This window comes from Chitinophaga sp. Cy-1792 (assembly GCF_011752935.1).
Taxonomy (GTDB): Bacteria; Bacteroidota; Bacteroidia; order Chitinophagales; family Chitinophagaceae; genus Chitinophaga.
Genome location: NZ_VWWO01000001.1, coordinates 1,789,058 through 1,808,713, shown reverse-complemented (window position 1 = coordinate 1,808,713; position 19,656 = coordinate 1,789,058). Strand labels below are relative to the sequence as shown.

At 46.8% G+C, this 19,656-nt stretch carries 14 protein-coding genes; 6 read left to right on the top strand and 8 right to left on the bottom strand.

Annotated features, from left to right (window positions below; genetic code table 11):
- The first annotated feature begins 17 nt into the window (after nucleotides 1-17).
- From F3J22_RS07405 to F3J22_RS07395, 3 genes are read left to right on the top strand one after another with little or no spacing between them, the layout of a single operon-like run.
- Complete coding sequence (locus tag F3J22_RS07405; RefSeq protein ID WP_167015770.1) at nucleotides 18-2,471, top strand: ligase-associated DNA damage response DEXH box helicase; 2,454 nt, start codon at nucleotides 18-20, stop codon at nucleotides 2,469-2,471.
- A 41-nt stretch (nucleotides 2,472-2,512) separates the two neighbouring features.
- Nucleotides 2,513-3,160, top strand: a complete 648-nt coding sequence (gene pdeM / locus F3J22_RS07400; protein ID WP_167015768.1) for a ligase-associated DNA damage response endonuclease PdeM — start codon at nucleotides 2,513-2,515, stop codon at nucleotides 3,158-3,160.
- A 13-nt stretch (nucleotides 3,161-3,173) separates the two neighbouring features.
- A complete protein-coding gene (locus F3J22_RS07395) occupies nucleotides 3,174-4,076 on the top strand; it encodes a histone deacetylase (RefSeq protein ID WP_167015765.1) in 903 nt (300 codons plus the stop codon).
- A gap of 60 nt (nucleotides 4,077-4,136) precedes the next feature.
- On the opposite strand, the gene F3J22_RS07390 is transcribed toward F3J22_RS07395, so the two are convergent.
- The gene (locus F3J22_RS07390) at nucleotides 4,137-4,820 is read right to left on the bottom strand and encodes an ABC transporter ATP-binding protein (protein WP_167015764.1); all 684 of its coding nucleotides are present in this window, start codon (nucleotides 4,818-4,820) and stop codon (nucleotides 4,137-4,139) included.
- A gap of 102 nt (nucleotides 4,821-4,922) precedes the next feature.
- On the opposite strand from F3J22_RS07390, the gene F3J22_RS07385 reads away from it, so the two are divergent.
- Nucleotides 4,923-5,144 (top strand): DUF2795 domain-containing protein, encoded by a 222-nt coding sequence (locus tag F3J22_RS07385; RefSeq protein ID WP_012794455.1) that lies wholly within the window; start codon nucleotides 4,923-4,925, stop codon nucleotides 5,142-5,144.
- Between the two features lie 191 nt (nucleotides 5,145-5,335).
- Here the strand turns inward: F3J22_RS07385 and F3J22_RS07380 are convergent, their stop codons facing one another.
- The 5 genes from F3J22_RS07380 to F3J22_RS07360 all read right to left on the bottom strand — a co-directional run bounded on the left by F3J22_RS07380 (nucleotide 5,336) and on the right by F3J22_RS07360 (nucleotide 11,707).
- A complete protein-coding gene (locus tag F3J22_RS07380; protein WP_167015762.1) occupies nucleotides 5,336-6,148 on the bottom strand; it encodes an enoyl-ACP reductase in 813 nt (270 codons plus the stop codon).
- A 61-nt stretch (nucleotides 6,149-6,209) separates the two neighbouring features.
- Entirely contained in the window at nucleotides 6,210-7,856 is a 1,647-nt protein-coding gene (gene recN, locus F3J22_RS07375) for a DNA repair protein RecN (RefSeq protein ID WP_167015760.1), read from the bottom strand.
- A gap of 107 nt (nucleotides 7,857-7,963) precedes the next feature.
- Complete coding sequence (locus tag F3J22_RS07370; protein ID WP_167015758.1) at nucleotides 7,964-9,451, bottom strand: tol-pal system YbgF family protein; 1,488 nt, start codon at nucleotides 9,449-9,451, stop codon at nucleotides 7,964-7,966.
- A gap of 405 nt (nucleotides 9,452-9,856) precedes the next feature.
- Nucleotides 9,857-10,609, bottom strand: coding sequence for a zinc ribbon domain-containing protein (locus F3J22_RS07365; protein ID WP_167015756.1), 753 nt, complete (start codon nucleotides 10,607-10,609; stop codon nucleotides 9,857-9,859).
- 3 nt (nucleotides 10,610-10,612) lie between these two features.
- Nucleotides 10,613-11,707, bottom strand: a complete 1,095-nt coding sequence (locus tag F3J22_RS07360; RefSeq protein WP_167015754.1) for a Nif3-like dinuclear metal center hexameric protein — start codon at nucleotides 11,705-11,707, stop codon at nucleotides 10,613-10,615.
- A 59-nt stretch (nucleotides 11,708-11,766) separates the two neighbouring features.
- Between F3J22_RS07360 and F3J22_RS07355 the strand changes: the two genes are divergently transcribed.
- Entirely contained in the window at nucleotides 11,767-13,266 is a 1,500-nt protein-coding gene (locus tag F3J22_RS07355; protein WP_167015752.1) for a carboxypeptidase M32, read from the top strand.
- Nucleotides 13,267-13,322: 56 nt separating this feature from the next.
- Here the strand turns inward: F3J22_RS07355 and F3J22_RS07350 are convergent, their stop codons facing one another.
- Both F3J22_RS07350 and F3J22_RS07345 read right to left on the bottom strand, forming a co-directional pair.
- Nucleotides 13,323-14,006, bottom strand: coding sequence for a rhodanese-like domain-containing protein (locus F3J22_RS07350; RefSeq protein ID WP_167015750.1), 684 nt, complete (start codon nucleotides 14,004-14,006; stop codon nucleotides 13,323-13,325).
- Between the two features lie 44 nt (nucleotides 14,007-14,050).
- On the bottom strand, nucleotides 14,051-14,632 hold the full coding sequence (locus F3J22_RS07345; protein WP_167015748.1) for an SAM-dependent methyltransferase: 582 nt from the start codon (nucleotides 14,630-14,632) through the stop codon (nucleotides 14,051-14,053).
- A gap of 151 nt (nucleotides 14,633-14,783) precedes the next feature.
- Here F3J22_RS07345 and F3J22_RS07340 point away from each other — a divergent pair, with 151 nt between their 5' ends.
- Nucleotides 14,784-19,640: a PKD domain-containing protein gene (locus tag F3J22_RS07340; protein WP_167015746.1), complete on the top strand. Its 4,857-nt coding sequence runs from the start codon at nucleotides 14,784-14,786 to the stop codon at nucleotides 19,638-19,640.
- The last annotated feature ends 16 nt before the right edge of the window (nucleotides 19,641-19,656 follow it).

The following is a 19,656-nucleotide window of genomic DNA, read 5'->3' as shown; positions in this document are numbered from 1 at the left end:
GGGTAAGGAGATTGTGCATGAAAGGAAAACAAATTATCACCGACTGGCTGGCAGCAAAGGAGCTACAACCATTCGAGTTCCAGGAGGATGCCTGGGACGCTTATCTGAAAGGGAAATCGGGCCTGGTGAATGCCCCTACCGGCTTTGGTAAAACATTTTCGCTCTACCTGGCCGTGCTGATAGCCTGGATAGATGCCCACCCTAAAGATTACCAGAAAAAAAAGAAGAATGGCCTGCAGCTGATGTGGATAACACCACTGCGCGCGCTCGCCAAAGATATTGCCCGTGCCATGACGGAGGTACTGGAAGAACTGAATATTCCCTGGCAGGTAGGTATCCGCAGCGGCGACACCTCCCTGGCTACCCGTGCTGCACAGAAAAAACAAATGCCGGAAATCCTGCTGATAACACCGGAAAGCCTCCACATCCTGCTGGCTCAGCGGGATTATCCTTCCCACTTTAAAAACCTCCAGACTGTTGTGGCCGATGAATGGCACGAGCTGATAGGCACCAAAAGAGGTGTCATGGTGGAACTCGGCCTGTCCCGCCTGAAAGGACTTACACTCCAGGAAGACCGGCCTCCGCTGAAAGTCTGGGGTATCTCCGCCACCATTGGTAACCTCGATGAGGCGATGGAGGTACTCCTGGGCCCTTTTCATAACGATGGTATCATCATCCGGGCAAAATTGAAGAAAAACATCGCTTTAAAGAGCGTTATTCCTGAAGAGATACAGAATTACCCCTGGGCCGGACATCTGGGCTTAAAGATGCTAAAACAGGCCATTCCGATCATTCAGGAGAGCCAGACCACCCTCCTGTTTACAAATACACGCTCCCAGGCCGAAATCTGGTACCAGGCACTACTGAAAGAATGCCCCGACCTGGCAGGAGCTATCGCCCTTCACCATGGCTCTATTGACCTGGAACTGCGTATATGGGTGGAAGAAGCCCTGCACAATGGTATACTCAAAATAGTTGTATGTACTGCCAGCCTGGATTTAGGCGTCGACTTCCGCCCGGTAGACACCGTCATCCAGGTGGGAAGCCCTAAAGGCGTGGCCCGCTTCCTGCAAAGAGCCGGTCGTAGCGGCCACCAGCCCAATGCCATCTCCAAAATATTCTTTCTTCCCACCCATGCGCTGGAACTCGTAGAGGCATCTGCCCTGAAAGCCGCTATGGAAGAAGAACTCATTGAAAGCCGTATGCCCATCCTGCAGGCATGGGACGTATTGTTACAATACCTTATGACCCTGGCCGTTTCTGACGGTTTCCATTCCACCGACATCTGGGAAGAAGTAAAAAATACCTTCTGCTACCAGCACATCACCCCGGAAGAATGGCAGTGGATACTGGCTTTCCTCACCACCGGCGGAGAAGCACTCTTCAGCTATGATGAGTTTAAGAAGATGGAAAGACACGGGAATTTCTTCCGTTGTACCAGCCGCATGCTGGCCATGCGCCACCGTTTGCATATAGGCACCATCGTCAGCGATGTGATGATGAAAGTGAAATTTATGACTGGCGGGTACGTGGGCGTGATAGAAGAAGGGTTTATATCCCGGCTGCAACCCGGCGACTCCTTTACGCTGGCAGGACGCAACCTCGAATTTGTAATGACGAAAGACATGACGGCACTGGTGCGTAAGTCTACTTCTAAAAAAACCATTGTGCCCAGCTGGCAGGGAGGCCGCATCCCATTATCCAGCAACCTGGGAAAAATGCTGCGGCAGAAATTCAACGAAGCCCTTACCAGAAGGGCCAAAGACCCGGAACTGCTGGCATTACGTCCGCTGTTCAAACTACAGGAAGATCTCTCCCATGTACCCAAAGATGATGAACTGCTGATAGAGCATATCGTTACGGAAGATGGCTATCACCTCTTTGTATATCCTTTCGAAGGGCGGCTGGTACATGAAGTAATGGCCGCACTGCTGGCCTATCGTATCAGCAGAACACAACCCATTACCTTTTCCATGGCTATGAACGACTATGGCTTCGAGCTCCTCTCCGACCAGCCCATACCTGTTACCGTGGAAAATGCCAAAGTGCTGCTATCTGCAGAAAATCTGAACGAAGAACTACAGGCCAGCGTGAACTCTACAGAAATGGCCCGCCGTAAATTCCGTGATATTGCGGTTATCGCCGGACTGATATTCACCGGATACCCGGGCAAAGGGAAAGCCAACAGGCATTTGCAGGCCTCCAGCTCCCTTATCTTCAACGTTTTCAAGGATTACGACCCTGACAATCTGTTGCTGCGCCAGGCTTTCAATGAAGCATTTTTCTATCAGATGGAAGAAGCCAGGCTAAGGGAAACCCTTGATCGTATTGCTGTCAGCAAGATTATTGTCACCCATCCACAGCATCTTACGCCTTTCTGTTTCCCGATAAAAGTAGATAGCCTGCGTGATACCATGACCAGCGAAAGACTGGAAGACCGTATCAAAAAAATGATCGCTGCAAACGGATAGGAATTTGATAATTTGCAGCCTTATTTTAAAAAGCAGACGGCGTGACAGGGGAAGTATTTAAATATCGGTCGCAACACTGGCATTTATTGCCTGAGCGGGCCATTTTCTGGGAAGAAGAACAGGCACTTATCGTATCAGACCTTCACCTGGGCAAAGCCACTCATTTCAGGAAGGCAGGTATCGCAGTACCGGCAGGCATTGTAACGGAAGACCTCTTCCGGCTGCAACGGCTGATTACAAAGCTCAATCCCGCTCAGATTATTATTGTCGGCGATATGTTCCATAGCCACGAAAACCGCGAAGTCGATTACTTCCGGTTATGGCGGCAACAATTTGCCAATGTACGTTTCCACCTGGTAGTCGGGAATCATGACATTATGCCTGCTGAAGTCTATACCACACTGGATATCCACACTACCGACCAGCTGACCATCAACGATATACATTTCATTCACGAACCTTGTGAGGAACACAACGGTTATACCTATACGTTTTCCGGGCACCTGCATCCGGGCTTTGTGATGGCCGGCCCTGCCCGGCAGCGGCTACGGTTGCCCTGTTTCTATTTCGGGCGCCATTGTGGTATCCTGCCTGCATTCGGGGAGTTTACCGGCCTGGCAAGTCTGGCCGCAGAGCCAGATGAACCGGTATTTGTCATTGCCGGCAATGCTATTGTCAGAGCGCAATAATAACAGACAGGTTATGAAGATCGCATTTCACGAAGTTTATATACATCCGCTACCACCAGACCATCGGTTTCCGATGATCAAATACGAACTGATTCCTGAGCAGCTGCTGCGGGAAGGGGTGATTGGTCAGAAAGACATCTTTGCCCCGGAGCCTGTAGCGGAAAACGTTATACTGCTTACACATACAAGGGAATATTGGGAGAAACTGCGCGATCAGGGATTATCCTATAAAGAACAGCGGAGTATCGGGTTTGTACAATCTCCTTTGCTTACGCTGCGCGAGATTACCATTGCACAAGGTACGATAGATATTTCCCTGCATGCGCTGGAAAGCGGCCTTGGATTCAATGTAGCTGGCGGTACGCACCATGCCTTTGCCGACAGAGGCGAAGGCTTTTGTTTGCTCAATGACATAGGCGTGGCTGCCAACTATCTGCTGGACCAACGGAAAATCCGCCAGGCACTGGTGATAGACCTGGACGTGCATCAGGGAAACGGCACTGCTGCCATATTTGAAAACAACGAGCGCGTGTATACATTCAGTATGCATGGTGCGCATAACTATCCTTTTCATAAAGAGCGCTCCGACTGGGATCTTCCCCTGCCGGATGGCATCACCGACGGGGATTACCTTCAGCAACTGAAAGCAGCTTTACCAGTTTTAATAAACAAGGTGCGCCCTGATATTGTATTTTATTTATCTGGTGTAGATATCCTGGAGACAGATAAGCTGGGTAAGCTGAAAATTACACCTGAGGGCTGCCTTGAACGCGACAGGCTGGTATTCGGCGCATTGAAGCAGCATGATATACCGGTGGCCGTAGTAATGGGAGGTGGTTATTCTCCGCGCGTGAAAGACGTTGTGGACGCACATTGCAGAACATTCAGCGCAGGAATTGACATATACGGTGGATAAAATAAAAATGGCATCTGTAAAAAGATGCCATTCCAAAATATTTATGTTGGGGGAATTCCATTACGAAATCAGGCCTTCATTGTGTTGCAGGGTCTGAATAATTCTGCCATCCTTCATGATCAGCTGTCTGTCGCTCAGCGGCGCCAGCTCTTCGTTGTGGGTAACGATGATAAAGGTCTGATTGAATTTACTGCGAAGCTCAAAGAAGAGGTTATGTAGTTCCCTGGCATTATGAGAGTCGAGGTTACCGGTAGGTTCATCTGCCATAACGACGTCCGGGTTATTGATCAGTGCGCGGGCAACGGCTACACGTTGTTGTTCACCACCGGAAAGGGCGCCGGGTTTATGGTCCAGGCGACTGCCAAGGCCGAGCGTTTGCAGCAGGAAAGCGGCTTTTTCCTGTACCTGGCTTCTGGGCTGACCGGAAATAAAGCCAGGAATACAAACATTCTCCAGGGCATTGAATTCCGGCAGGAGGTGGTGAAACTGGAAGATGAAGCCAATATGTCGGTTCCTGAAATCTGCGAGGGCATTCCCTTTCAGCGCTGTCAGGTCCACACCGTTGAGCATAATCTCGCCGGAAGTAGGCGTATCAAGCGTTCCGAGGATATGCAGCAGCGTGCTTTTGCCGGCTCCGGAAGAACCGACAATGGTCACTATCTCTCCTTTACTGACAGTGATATCAACTCCCTTCAATATTGGTAAGTTGGAATAATTTTTGGTGACATTGCGAGCGGTTAGCATAACCCAAAGAAAAGTTATTTACGAATAAAATAGTAAAAGTTGTTTATTTCAAATTAAATAATACTTTTGCCAAAAAATTAGAAAAGTAAAAATTTTAATAAGATGTACTGGACATTAGAATTAGCTTCATACCTGGAGGATGCTCCATGGCCAGCTACGAAAGACGAACTCATTGACTACGCAATCCGCTCCGGTGCACCGATTGAAGTGATTGAGAACTTGCAGGAGCTGGAAGATGAGGGAGAAATTTATGAAGGTATTGAGGATATCTGGTCCGATTATCCGTCTCAGGACGACTTCTTCTTCAACGAAGACGAGTATTAACCAGCTAATCCGTTGTTTCATAGGATACTGAGTGTCCTATTAAAAGTATTGCAGCCGTCTCTACTTAGTAGAGATGGCTGTTTTGTTTTTAACGTATAACTATCAAGGCATGTAGTAACATGCTGATAAATAAGAAGGCCGTCTCTACTGAGTAGAGACGGCCTTTTGAATATCTGGTCAGTATAGAATTACTATTTTTCCATTGCTTTGATAACGCCGGCAGAAACACCAGTGTTAGAGAAACCACCATCATGGTAGAGGTTCTGCATGGTAACCATTTTGGTCAGGTCTGAGAACAGGGTCACTGCATAATCAGCGCACTGGTCAGCAGAAGCGTTACCCAGCGGGCTCATATCTTCTGCGTATGCCAGGAAGCCATCAAAGCCCTGTACACCGCTACCGGCTGTTGTTTTCACCGGAGACTGTGATATAGTGTTTACACGTACTTTCTTGGCAACACCGTAGTGGTAACCGAAGCTGCGTGCAATAGACTGCAGTAATGCTTTAGCATCAGCCATTTCGCCATAGTCAGGGAATACGCGTTCTGCAGCGATATAAGATAACGCGATTACAGAAGCCCACTCGTTTAATGCATCCAGCTTGTAAGCTGTTTGCAATACACGGTGTAAAGACATAGCAGAAATATCAAATGTTTTGTGGTTAAAATCGTAGTCCAGGTCGGTGTATGCTTTTCCTTTACGAATGTTCATACCCATGGCCACAGAGTGCAGTACGAAATCGATCTTACCGCCAAAATGCTCCATGGATTTAGTAAACAGGTTGTTCAGATCATCCATATTGGTTACATCAGCAGGAATAACCGGTGCATTACAGGTTTCAGCCAGCTTTTTGATTTCACCCATACGGAGGGCAATAGGAGCGTTGGTAAGCACAATTTCAGCGCCTTCTTCCACACAACGGAGTGCAGTTCTCCAGGCAATAGACTTTTCATCTAATGCACCGAAGATGATACCTTTCTTCCCTTTTAATAAGTTATGAGCCATTTGGTCAAAAATTAATTTCGGCAAAAATAGTCGTTATAGTTGAAAAAAGCTATTTGAGTTTTTAACGTACCATTTCCCTTGCATTTTCAAGGGCAGCCGCAGTTGGCTTTTCTCCGCTGAGCATTTGTGCGATCTTGTTGATACGTTCTTCCAGCGACAGCAAACGCACGCTGGTAGTCACTTTCTCGGCAGCAGCATCTTTATATACAAAGTAATGTGCGTCGGCTTTTCCGGCAATTTGTGGCTGGTGTGTAATACAGATAATCTGGTGTTCTCTGGCCAGGTCTTTCAGGATAACTCCTACCTGTTTCGCCGCTTCTCCGGAAATACCGGTATCGATTTCGTCAAATATCAGGGTAGGCAGATGTACCGACTTCGCCACCAGGGATTTCACGCAAAGCATGATACGGCTCAACTCACCACCGGAGGCTACTTTACCCACAGGCGCAAAATGATTGCTCTTATTGGCATCAAACAACAGGTCTATCGTATCATGGCCGTAAGCATTCAGTTCTCCCTGAACAATCTCTACTTTCATGCGGGCATTAGGCATCCCTACCTGTGCCAGCAATTCGTTGACTCTCTTCTCAAAAGGCGCAGCAGCTTCTTTCCTGGTAGCAGAGATATTTTCTGCCATTTGTTCCAGCTGCAGGCGGAGGTTGGATTGTTCCTGCTCCAGTTGTGCCAGTTCCTCGTCCAGATTGAGCACACTACTTACTTTCTGTTCCAGTGTGGCTTTAATTTCCAGCAGTTCGGCAGTGGTTTGCACCCCGTGTTTTTTAAAGAAGCGATAGCCCATCGCCATACGCTCGTTTACCTGCTCAATCCTGTTGCCATCGTACTGTACCTGATCGCCGAGGCGGTCGATATCACCGGTGATGTCCTGCAGCTCTACATAGAGCGATTGCATTCTTTCTGCTACGGCCGGTACATCCTTATGGAAGGAGGAAATGGTCATCAGGGAAGACTGTATCTGCTTCAGGGTCTGAAGGATAGGTTGTTCATCTTCCTTCAGCTGAAAATATACTTTACTGAGTGTATTCTTGATTTCTTCGGCATGACTGAGCACCTGTAGTTCGGCGTCGAGGTCTTCGATTTCATTTTCCTTGAAATCGGCTTCTGTCAGCTCATCGAGGAGGAACTTATTATAGTCCAGCTCTTTATTGGCATTGTCTCTGTTGTCGAAGAGTTCTTTATATCTTTTTTGTACCTGCAGGTATTGTGTAAACAGCTGCTGATAGGCTGTCAGCTGTGCAGGTTTGGCTAATGCGTCAATTACTTCGCGCTGGAAGTCGGCGTTGCCGAGTTCCAGGGTATCAAACTGCTGGTGCAGGTCTACCAGGTATTGTGCGAGTTCATGGAGCTGGGAGATATTGACAGGGGTATCGTTGACGAAGGCCCTGGATTTGCCGGCGGCACTGATTTCGCGGCGTATGATCAGCTGATCTTCCAGGTCCAGTTCATGTTCCTGGAGGAAAGCGGATATCTGGCCGTTTTTTACCAGGAAGATACCTTCCACGACACATTTATCGGCCTTATTGAACAGCACACCAGGATCCGCTCTTTCGCCCAGTATCAGGGAGAGCGCTCCGAGCAGGATAGATTTACCTGCACCGGTTTCACCGGTAATCACATTCAGGTTACCTGAGAAATCAACTTCCAGGTGATCGATGATGGCGTAATTCTTAATAATTAATCGCTGTAACATAAGTCAGGATAATAAAAAATGCGCTGTAAAAGTCGGGATAATCTATCTGAAAACGTTGATAAAACTTATCTGTCAGGTGATAAATTATTCCGACCTGCACTCCCGGATCAGGATCCGCTCACACGCTGTATTCCTGCTTTAGCCCTTGCATCCAGGGAGTTTTTATAATCATGGCCTTTCATGGTCATACATTGCTGGTAGCATTGCATGGCTTTGGCCTTATCATTTCTTTTTTCGTAGATATATCCCATTTGCAGCGAAGCCCTTGCGGCGTAGTATTCCGGCCTGTTGGCCCCTACTTTCACGGTGGCGTCGTACATCTGGATGGCTTTATCGTCCTGGCCGGTTTCGTCGTAGATACGGCCAAGCCTGTACGCATATTCCAGTTTTTCGGATATATCGGTAAAGTCGGTCGATTTTTTGGTGAGGATCAGTTTAAGTGCCTCATTAAAATAACCGCCATCACTTAACAATCGTACTTTCAGCAGGAATGGATTGGGCCATTTACCGCTTTCGGCCTCTTTCAGGGCCTGTTTGTCGGCATCTGTTTCCAGTCCGCCCTTATTGAAGATCATCTGCCGGTATTTATTGGCAGCGGTCTGGTTACCTTCCATGTAGTAAAACCAGCTAAGCCTTTGCAGGCATTCTTTCAGGTAAAACTTCCCTTTGAAATTATTGATAAATCTCTCCAGGTAAACATGTGCGTCTGTATCTAACCGTGTCAGTTTCAGCAAACCATATACGTAGTTATAATACTGGATATCTGCATACTCACTCCCTTCATTTCTTTCCTGCAATACCTTGATCCCGGTGGCGGCTTTCTGGTTGTTAAGCGCCAGGTTGGCCACCATGAGGGCAAAGAGGTAATTATTCTTAGTATCCAGTTGTTTACGTTGTAAAAAAGTCCAGGTATCTTCCGGTTTATTTACCACGAATAAGGTCAGGTAGCAATAGTAATAGTAGGATTCTTCCCGCAGCAGTCTGGCCTCTGGCGCGTTGCTGTCTATAAAGGCATTCACATTGTTCATTCCCTCTTTAATACTGCCTTTCATGCCCAGGATATTGGTAATCCACTTATATCCATCCGGGATGGTCCCGAAAACGGTTTGCATCGACCCCAGCAGCAAGCGGTTGGGTACGAAGTTCGGAAACTTGCGCTGGTTGTCTTTCAGCATCATGTATGCTTTCCTGACTTCCCAGGTGGCATCCCACTTTTCATTGAACTTTACTTTGATGAGTGCCCAGTGAAACTTAATAACTGCCTGTGTATACAGGTAGTAGGGAGAATCTTCCGGACCTTCATCCATTTTATCGAGCCTGAAACTTCTGCTGCCACGCTTGTTAGCGTATTCAGCAGGGTCTTCATTAAAAAACAGTGGGAAGAAATCTGCATAATCATCCAGAAAATAGGGAATCAGGTTATCCGGGTTATCTTTCTTTTCTTCTTCCAGCAAAGCTTTCCCTTCATTTATCCTGAGCTGCATGATAGCATCATAGGCTTGCTCACACCGGCTGTTAAAGTCGTAGACCTTTTGCCCGGCACTAACGTTTAAGCCTATACTGAGTACCAAGAGTAATGAAACAACAATACGCATACGTCAAAGTTCCTTAAAACCAATCAAACAAAATACAATTCCTAAAGTTGCCTCATTGCATCCAATTTCCTGCCACAAATAAAAAGAACTATTACGCAAAGTATCTGCGGAGCTGAACGGTAAATGAAAAATAACCCGAAATGGCTGCCAGACTACCTATCCGGCTATTCGGAATTTTCATGGATACCACTATAGTAAGGTGCGTGGTTACACGCTTCTTATCCAGCCCCCGGAAAGCGTTCGCAGCAAAACTAATATTTTTAGTAATATGACGCTAATTTTATTAGCGTTATTTTTTTCCGGGGAGATGATATACGCGCAGGGCTTTCGATGGACGCAACAACAGCAAAAAAAAGCGACCAGGAACAAATTCCTGATCGCTAAAAAAGTAAACCTAGCTATTTCTTAGATAGTGATGGTAGCATCCAGATCGTTATCCACGAGGATACGGCCGCAATGCTCACAAACTATAATCTTTTTGTGCTGGCGGATTTCAGCCTGACGCTGAGGAGGAATGGCATTGAAGCAACCACCGCAGGAATCACGGACAATGGTAACCACTGCCAGACCATTACGATAGTTTTTGCGGATCTTCTCATAAGCAGCCAGTAAACGTGGATCTACCTTTTCACGGGCAGCTTCACTTTCCTTTTCAAATTCTTTCTCTTCTTTATCTGTTTCTGCAATGATTTTCTCCAGCTCGCCTTTCTTATGTTTCAGATTCGCCTCTTTATCACCGATCGCTCTTTTAGCGCTTTCCAGGACGCGGCTCTTATCTTTCACCTCTTCATTAGCATCCTTGATGTGCTTTTCCGCTAATTTGATTTCGAGATTCTGCATCTCTACTTCCTTAGTGATAGCCTCAAACTCACGGTTGTTCTTCACATTGTCCTGCTGCTTCTCATATTTCTTGATCAGCGCTTCAGCTTCCTTAATCGCCGCTTTTTTATTGGCAACGAAATCCTGGATACCCTTGATCTCATTCTCAATGTGTGCCTGGCGGGTGTTCAATCCTTCGATTTCATCTTCCAGATCTTTCACCTCAATCGGCAACTCCCCTTTCAGCACCTGGATCTCATCCAGCTTGGAATCAATCTTTTGCAATCTGAGTACAGACGCTAATTTTTCTTCAACGGAGTATTCTTTTACGGTAGCCATGTATTATAAATAATTTACCGGGTTTGTTTTAATCGTAGATTTAAGAGGCGCAAAATTACGGAATTTTTCGGTCAATATATGATAAAATAATTCCACTGTAAATTGCTCACTCTCAAAATGTCCTATATCTGCGATAACTATTTGATTATCAGCATCAAAAAATTCATGATATTTGAAATCTGAGGAGATATACACATCGGCACCTGCCCCTATGGCCCGCTTTAACAGAAAACTGCCCGCACCACCACATAACGCAATCTTTTTCACCGACTTACCCCTCAAAGCCGTGTATTTCACACAACCTGTACCAAAACGCTCCTTTACCAGCTGCAGAAAAGCCATCTCATCCTGTGCCTCCGGCAACTCTCCCACCAGCCCCGAACCTACTTCCTGGTACATATTATCCAACGTTACAATGTCATAGGCCACCTCTTCATAAGGATGACTACCCAGCAACGCCTGTATCACACGACCTTCCAAATATAACGGAAAAATCACTTCCAATTTCGTTTCGGCCTCAAAATGTCGCTCACCCACCTTTCCAACGTAAGGGTCCGCTCCCTCGCCTGCCTTAAAGGTGCCCTGCCCCTCGCCATTGTAACTACACTCGCTGTAATTGCCAATATGCCCCGCGCCGGCCTCAAAAAGCGCCTTCCTGACCTTTTCGGCATCTGCTGCCGGCACAAAGGTGTACAGCTTCTTCAGCAGCCCCTTTTTAGGCTGTAATACCTTACAGTTCGTTAAACCCAGCCTGGCAGCCATTTCCGCACATACGCCATTCCGCACATTATCCAGGTTGGTATGCGCCGCATATACCGCCACATCATGCTTGATCGCCTTGATAGCCACCCGCTCCACATAATTACTCCCATTGATCTTCTTCAGCCCGCCAAAAACAATAGGATGATGCGCCACTACCAGGTTACATCCCTTTGCAATGGCCTCATCTATTACTTCCTCGGTGGCATCCAGCGTCAAAAGCACATTTGTTACCTCCCTGGAGGCATCCCCGAAAATAAGCCCGGCATTGTCATAACTCTCCTGGTACTGTAAAGGAGCATACTGCTCAATCGCCTGGATAATCTCTTTTATCTTCATAAAGCTAAAAATTAATGGTTCTTCTGCTCATAACTTACTTTTGCAAAAAAATATCAGTTATGCCAGGAAGCAAATCTACAGCAGAACAATATGCCGATTATAAACTAAAGATGCAAAAAATTGCAGATGTAAGGAACGCAATCGCCGTATTGGGCTGGGACCAGGAAACCTATCTCCCAGAAAAAGGCGCCGCCTTCCGTGGTCAGCAAATTACCACCCTCAGCTCTATCGCACACGAACTATTTACCGCTGACGACCTCGGCACACTGCTGCATCAACTCCAAAACAACACTGAACTCAACGCGGTTCAACAAAAAAATATTCTGCTCTCCATCGAAGATTACGATAAAAACAAAAAATACCCGGCCGCCCTGGTAGCGGAAATCTCTGAAGCTACCAATCAGGCCTATCACGCATGGATCAAAGCCCGCAAAGCCAATGACTACCAGCTCTTTGCACCGACACTTACCCGCATGGTAGAACTGAAAAGGAAAGAAGCGGACATCCTCGGCTACGAAGACCACCCATACAACGCCCTCCTCAATGAATACGAGAAAGGCGCCAATACTTCCATGCTCGATACCATCTTCACGGAAGTAAAGTCTGCCCTATCACCGGTACTGGATAAAATAGCACAGCAACCCGCTGTTCGCCGCGACTTCCTCCACCGCAGCTACAACAAAGACAAACAGTGGAAACTGGGCATCGATATCCTCAAAGAAATGGGGTACGATATGAAAGCCGGCCGCCAGGATATTTCCGAACACCCTTTCACTACCAGCTTCAACCCGCTGGATGTACGCGTGACCACCCGCATCGATGAAAATGATTTCAGCAACATGACCTGGAGCTGTATCCACGAAGGCGGCCACGCACTCTATGAACAGGGGCTCCCCACAGAACAATACGGCCTCCCCTGCGGAGAAGCTGCCAGCCTGGGTATCCATGAGTCTCAATCACGCCTTTGGGAAAACAACGTGGGCAGAAGCCTTGACTTCTGGAAGTTCCAGTACCCTAAGGTACAGCAGCTGTTCAGCGAAAACCTCAGCGACGTCTCCCTGGATGAATTCTATCACGCCATCAACCATGTTCAGCCATCACTGATCAGAACAGAATCTGATGAACTGACCTATCACTTTCATATCATGATCCGCTATGAGATAGAAAAAGGCCTGATAGACGGCAGCATCAGCACCAAAGACCTGAACCACACCTGGAACGAATACTACCGTCAATACCTGCACGTAGATGTGCCGGATGATGCACAGGGCGTATTGCAGGATATCCACTGGTCGCACGGCAGCTTCGGCTACTTCCCGACCTATTCACTCGGTAGCTTCTATGCAGCACAGTTCTTTGCCGCCGCACAGAAACAGGTACCGGAGCTGGCCACAGACATCGCTTCCGGCCAATATCATTCGCTGCTGGAATGGCTGCGAACAAATGTACATCCATTCGGAAGGTTCTACACTTCCAATGAACTATGTGAGAAGATTACCGGAAAACCGCTACAGTTCAGCTATTTCCTTGACTACGCTACTAACAAGTTCCTGAAATAAAAAAGGAAGGGTGTCTCCGCAAAACAGAGACACCCTTCCTTTTTTATAGCAATAATTTATTTCAGCATCGCATCCAGGTTATCCTTGCTGGTTACACCTGTAAATCGGCTCTGTTCCACGCCGTCTTTATAAACGATAAACGTTGGCAATGTTGTGGCATTAATAGCTTTCATTACATCGGTATCATTACCGCCATCCACTTTTACCAGTTTCACATCTTTTCGCTTGGACAACAGGTCTTTTAACACCGGCTCCATCTGGCGGCAAGGCGGACACCACGCTGCGCCTACGTCTGTCAACACCCAGCCTTTTACTTTTACCTGCTGGTTGTAGTTATCCATCGTCAGTTGTGGCGCTTTCACCGCTGCATCATCTACCGGCAGACCGCTCTGTTTCCAGGCATTGATGCCCCCTTCCAGCTCCACTACTTTAGTAAAGCCATTTTCACGCATCCATTTGGCAGCGCCGGCACTACGGCCACCACCCAGACAATAAACATACACCGGCTTTTGCTTGTCCAGGTATTTCGCTCTTTCATAGAATTCTGATTTCTGTGTAAAGTCGGCCTGTAAAGCGTTTGGCAAATGTCCGGTTTTATATTCTGCGGCTGTTCTTACATCAAAAACCTGTACGCCGCTTTGCTTAATATCTTTGGCAAAGGCAGTTGCATCTTCTTTGTCCTGTGCTTTTACAGCAAAACCTGCACACAGGATAGCAACCGCAATAAATATCTTCTTCATAAGCTATATTTCGAGATAAAATTAATAAAACAAATCATCTTCACTTATTTACGCACAAAATTAATAAACACTTCGCTCCCCTGCCTTGCCGGATGTGAGTTATAGCAATCTTCCATGACTTTCAATTCAAAATCCTGCGAAAACAACTCTTTATATTCCGTCACATTTCCTCCAAAAGGAGGACCATCATGCGAAAACGTTCTGTTAAACAAAACACCTGTCAGTTTTCCGCCAGAAACGATCATTTCACTCATATGCTGCACATAATCAATCCGCAGTAACGGGTCCAACGCGCAGAAGAATGTTTGTTCCAGTACGAGTTCATAGGTTTCGTGGTGTGCAAAGAAATCGCCTTCCAGTACACGGATACCGGTAGCGGCAAAACGCTCCTTCAGCTGATCAGTAACAGCAGCTGCAATATCGAGTACGGTAATATTTGTAAATCCTTGTTCCCAGAGATATCCGGCCTCATAGCTGTTGCCGCCTCCGGGAATGAGTATACGCGTAGCTTTGTTGGTCAGTTGATCTGCATAGGCTTTCAGCGGGGGAGATACCATCCCCATATCCCATTGGGTTTGATGATGTTGATAACGCTCGTTCCAATAATTTCCATCTAATAACTGCATCTGGCTAATATAGGTAATTTAACTGCTAACATTAAATTTCAGAGAAATCTAATATTATACCGATCAAATTATAGGCCGATGTTATAATTTAAATACTATTTTTATAGATTATTATATATATGAACCAGACCCTATATAGGGTACCTATGCCATGAATAACCTTACCTATACCTATAGAAAAATCATTGCTATTTGTGTCATTCTGATGTTAAGTATCAGCAAGATATATGCACAGAATGTGAGCATAAAAGCAGATAATACCAGTGGATGTTCACCTATGCTCGTGAGCTTTTCCGCTACCGCCGATCCTGGATATACCAGCATCGTGTGGGACTTCGACCAGGGCGCTACAGTCAAAGATAACCTGACTCCCCAAAAAACATACAGCGTTCCGAAAACTTACCATGTAAAGGTAACGGCTGTATATCCTACAGGCACTATCGAAAAAACACTGGACATTGTTGTACACGATAATCCCACCGCTATTGCCACCGGAACAGTTACAGATGTATGCCAGCATGGTACACTTTCTTTTACTGACAATAGCAGTACACCTGATGGTACGATCAAAAATATTTCCTGGGATTTCGGCGATGGCACCTTCGCAGATGGGACACAGGGCGGGACAATCAGCCACAAATTTGATTATGAAGGCACCTACAACGTCGGCACCATTGTTACCAACAACTGGGGCTGCCGCAGCAACAGTTCACCCATAGCAGTTACTGTCAGAGCCGCTGATGAACCTACGTTCACCGCAGTAAAAACAGGTAGCTGTACCACTCCTTTCGACGTTACTTTTATCAATACTACCAGAGATCCTAACAAAGTCTATACCTATACCTACGACTACGGTGATGGTACTACGGGTTCATCTCCCCAGCATACCTATACAAAAGCTGGTAGCTACACGGTTTCGCTGAAAGCCTTCAACGGCTCCTGCCAGGCTGCCACCACTAAAAAAAACTATATCACCGTAGGTGGACTCAAAGCGGCTTTCGAATACCACGCCTGTCTGGGTGAAGATGTAGTTTTCACCAACACCACCCAACCTACACCTACCTCTTCCATCTGGACCTTTGATGACGGCACCGTTCAACGCACTGATAATGCGGTAAAAAGAATTAATTATCAGGGGTCAATGGTAACGTTATCGGTTACACTGGATGGCTGTACAGATGTGATCTCTGTACCGGTAACACTTAATCCGTTACCAACAGATCTTGGTGTTGCCAATCCAGCCAAACAATGCGCTATGCCTGTAACTACGCAGTTTACAACGCAAAACAGCAATGCCGCTACCTGGCTGTGGAACTTCGGTGATGGCACCACTTCTACGTTACAAAATCCAACACATACCTTTACGCAGAATAAAAATTATCCGGTAACGCTGACTGCCACGTCAGCGGAAGGATGTAGCGTCACCAACACTGTCAGCGCTGACTACTCCTTACCAGGACTCACCATTCAGCCAGACCAAATAGAAGGCTGCATTCCTTTAGATGTAAAATTTACGGCTATCAGCAGCACTACACCGGAAGAACCTTTTATTAACTTCACCTGGGACTTCGGAGACGGTGGCACAGCTGTGGGTACATCTGCCCTTCATACCTTTACCACAGAAGGCTACCATACCGTTACTTTAACAGGGACCACGCTCAATGGCTGTAAAGTCACCACCACCACGATGATCCAGTCGGGATTCAAACCTGTGGTAGATTTTGTTGGTACACCACTGGTATCCTGTGCAAAAGATCCGATACAGTTTACCAACAAGTCAACACCTCCGGGACAAAGATGGCTGTGGCAGTTCGTGACCGATCAGGACGATCCACGGAACCCTGGATCTACCTTCTCTTCAGAAGAAAACCCTTCCCATACATTCCACAACTTCGGGATGCAGACTATCACCCTGACAGTGTTTAATTACGGTTGTCAGAACGAGCTTACCAAAGTTGATTATATCAGCATCAATCCACCTATTGCAGAATGGGCTACTACAGTAGATTGCGATAATAATTTATTCAGACAGTTTACTGATAATTCCAGATGGGGAAATGATCCGTCGCTGCCTAAAAATTATTCCTGGGATTTCGGCGATAAAACACCACTCAGCACAGATCCTAACCCTTCCCATACCTATGCCCAGCAAGGGATATACGATGTTACACTGTCTATAAACAATGGTGTTTGTGACAATACCTACAAAGACAGAGTTTATATAGTCACACAACTTCCTGTCATTAAGAGTGCTAACGCAGCGGTATGTGTAGGCACGGACTATTCTGTAAATGTCAGCATCACTGACCCTGCGCTGGAACAGCAATTTGCCATCTATTGGGGAGACGGAGCGATTGACGGGTACTCTGCCTGGAACACCAATTACACACATACTTACAGCACACCTGGCCAATACCAGGTACAGGTGGTGGCTACAGATCAGAATGGCTGTTTGCGTAAATCAAATATTGAAAATATTACCATCAATGGCGCCATTCCTAAATTCCAGATAACTGGAAAACCCTGCCGGGATGAGGATATTACCTTTACAGATCTGAGCACTGTCAACAGTGGTAACCAGCTCACAAAATGGGTGTGGAACTTCGGCGACTACAGCGCCGAAGAGACCAAAACCACTGGTCCGGCAAATACTACACATCAATACGTTAACGATGGTTACTACCAGGTAACCCTTAACGTTACTGACAAAAACAACTGTACCGTCATGGCGGTACAGAACTATATACTGGACACCCACAAGGCAGATTTTGTACTGGCAACAGAAGAACCCTGCCTCAACCAGGATTACCAGTACTACAATGCTTCCACCAATGCCAACAGCTTCCAGTGGGACTTTGGAGATGGTACCAGCAGTACAGATGCCAACCCTGTTAAAGGCTATGCAGCCGCCGGCAGCTATACCGTAAAACTAATCACCACTACAGCAAACGGCTGTACGGATACTGCCACTCAAAAGCTGCGTGTACCAGATCCTAAAGCAGATTTCAGCATGCCGGCAACGTTGGCCCCTTGTCCGCCAGCCAAAGTAGTATTTACCAATAACAGTACTGATTTCGCTACCACCAAATGGGATTTCGGAGATGGCTCCTTTACTGCCAACGACAACCCTGACGGTCATAACTATACGAAAGCAGGCACTTACAATATTGTACTCACCGTATATACCAGCGGCGGATGTAGCAGTACCACCACCCAAACAATGAAGGTGGATGGCCCTGATGGCACCATGAGCTTCACGCCTAACCAGGGCTGTGCGCCACTGGACATGCAGATGTCAGCTGTTGCCACCAAAACCGTAAGTTATGCCTGGGATTTTGATGACGGTGTTGTAGAAAAAACTACAGTACCAGTTTCTCCAAACCATACCTACACGACCAAAGGTATCTTCTATCCACGCGTGATACTCACCGATGATAAAGGCTGCGCAGTACCGGCAACTTCAACAGACAGACTCATTGTAGATAAAGCAGTCGCAGATTTTGACATCGACAATAGCGCTGCCTGTGGCGGCGGACAGGTGATATTCCTGAATAAATCAAATTCGCTTACAGAAGATTCGCTCGCATTACCATACAGCAGCAGCTGGGATTTCGGACGTAGCGGACTTCCAAATAACAACAGTATCAACAGAAACGGCGTATTCAATTATCCGACTCCCGGCGCCAGCACTGTGAAACTGACGGTTGTCAGTGCTTATGGCTGTACAGCTGAAAAACAAAAAAACCTGACGATTCCTACACAGCCCAAAGCCAATGTCAGCACTATCCCGGATATCTGCCAGTATGCAACTGCTACCATCACAGGTAGCGAAACCGCCGGTGTTCCGAATGCAAAATGGTTATGGAATATTGCGCCGGATATCAACAACAATACAACGGCCCCTATCAGCTTCGTTGCCAATACCGGTGGTATCATTCCTGTCAGCCTGACGATTACCAATGAAGATGGCAGCTGCCCCAGCACTGCCCTGAGCCAGATTAACGTGCACGTATCTCCGTCGCTGGCACCAACGCCTGACCAGATCAATATCTGCCGTGGTAACCCGATACTACTGATGGCCAATACCGATGCCGATGCGACAGTGACCTGGACCAACTATAACATTGATAACGCCAGCAGCAAAACACCACAGATTACACCAGATATTGATACGACCTATACGGTTGTCGCTACTAACCCTTACGGCTGTACGAATACAAAATCGGTACATTTTACAGTAACGCAACCATTTACGGTAACCACCAGTAATTACGCTATCTGCCACGGTACCGGTACCTTCCTGCAGGCATCCGGCGCATACCGTTACCAGTGGGCGCCAGCGCCAGGACTCAGTAATACCAGCATTCCCAACCCTTTGGTAAAACCTGAAATCAGCACTGATTATGTAGTGAGTGGATTTGATAAATTCAATTGCTTCGAAGTAAAAGCCACGTCGCACGTTACCGTAAATCCAACACCAATAGTAAATGCGGGCCCCGACCTTACCGCCTCTACCGGCTCCATTTTACCGCTGGCAGTTACCGGTAGTGAAGATATCACGCAGGTACGCTGGACGCCACAGGCCGACCTCAGCTGCTATACCTGCCTGAACCCTACGGCAACACCTAAAAATGATGTGACCTATTTCGTAGAAGTGACCAACCAATATGGTTGTAAGAGTACCGACGATGTCAGTATCAAACTGCTCTGCGATAACGCCAATATCTTCATTCCCAATACCTTCTCTCCAAACAGAGACGGTGTCAATGATATTTTCTATATCCGGGGAAGAGGGGTGAAGGAAGTAAGGTCATTTAAGATCTTTAACCGCTGGGGACAACTGCTGTTTGAACGATACAATTTCAACCCGGATGATATCTCGAAAGGTTGGGACGGTACCTTCAAAGGACAAGTACTTACCCCGGATGTCTACGTCTATTTTGCAGAAGTTATCTGCGATAAAGGCGGCGATGGCCTGCTGAAAGGAAACATTACTTTGTTAAGATAATCAATATTTAAATAGA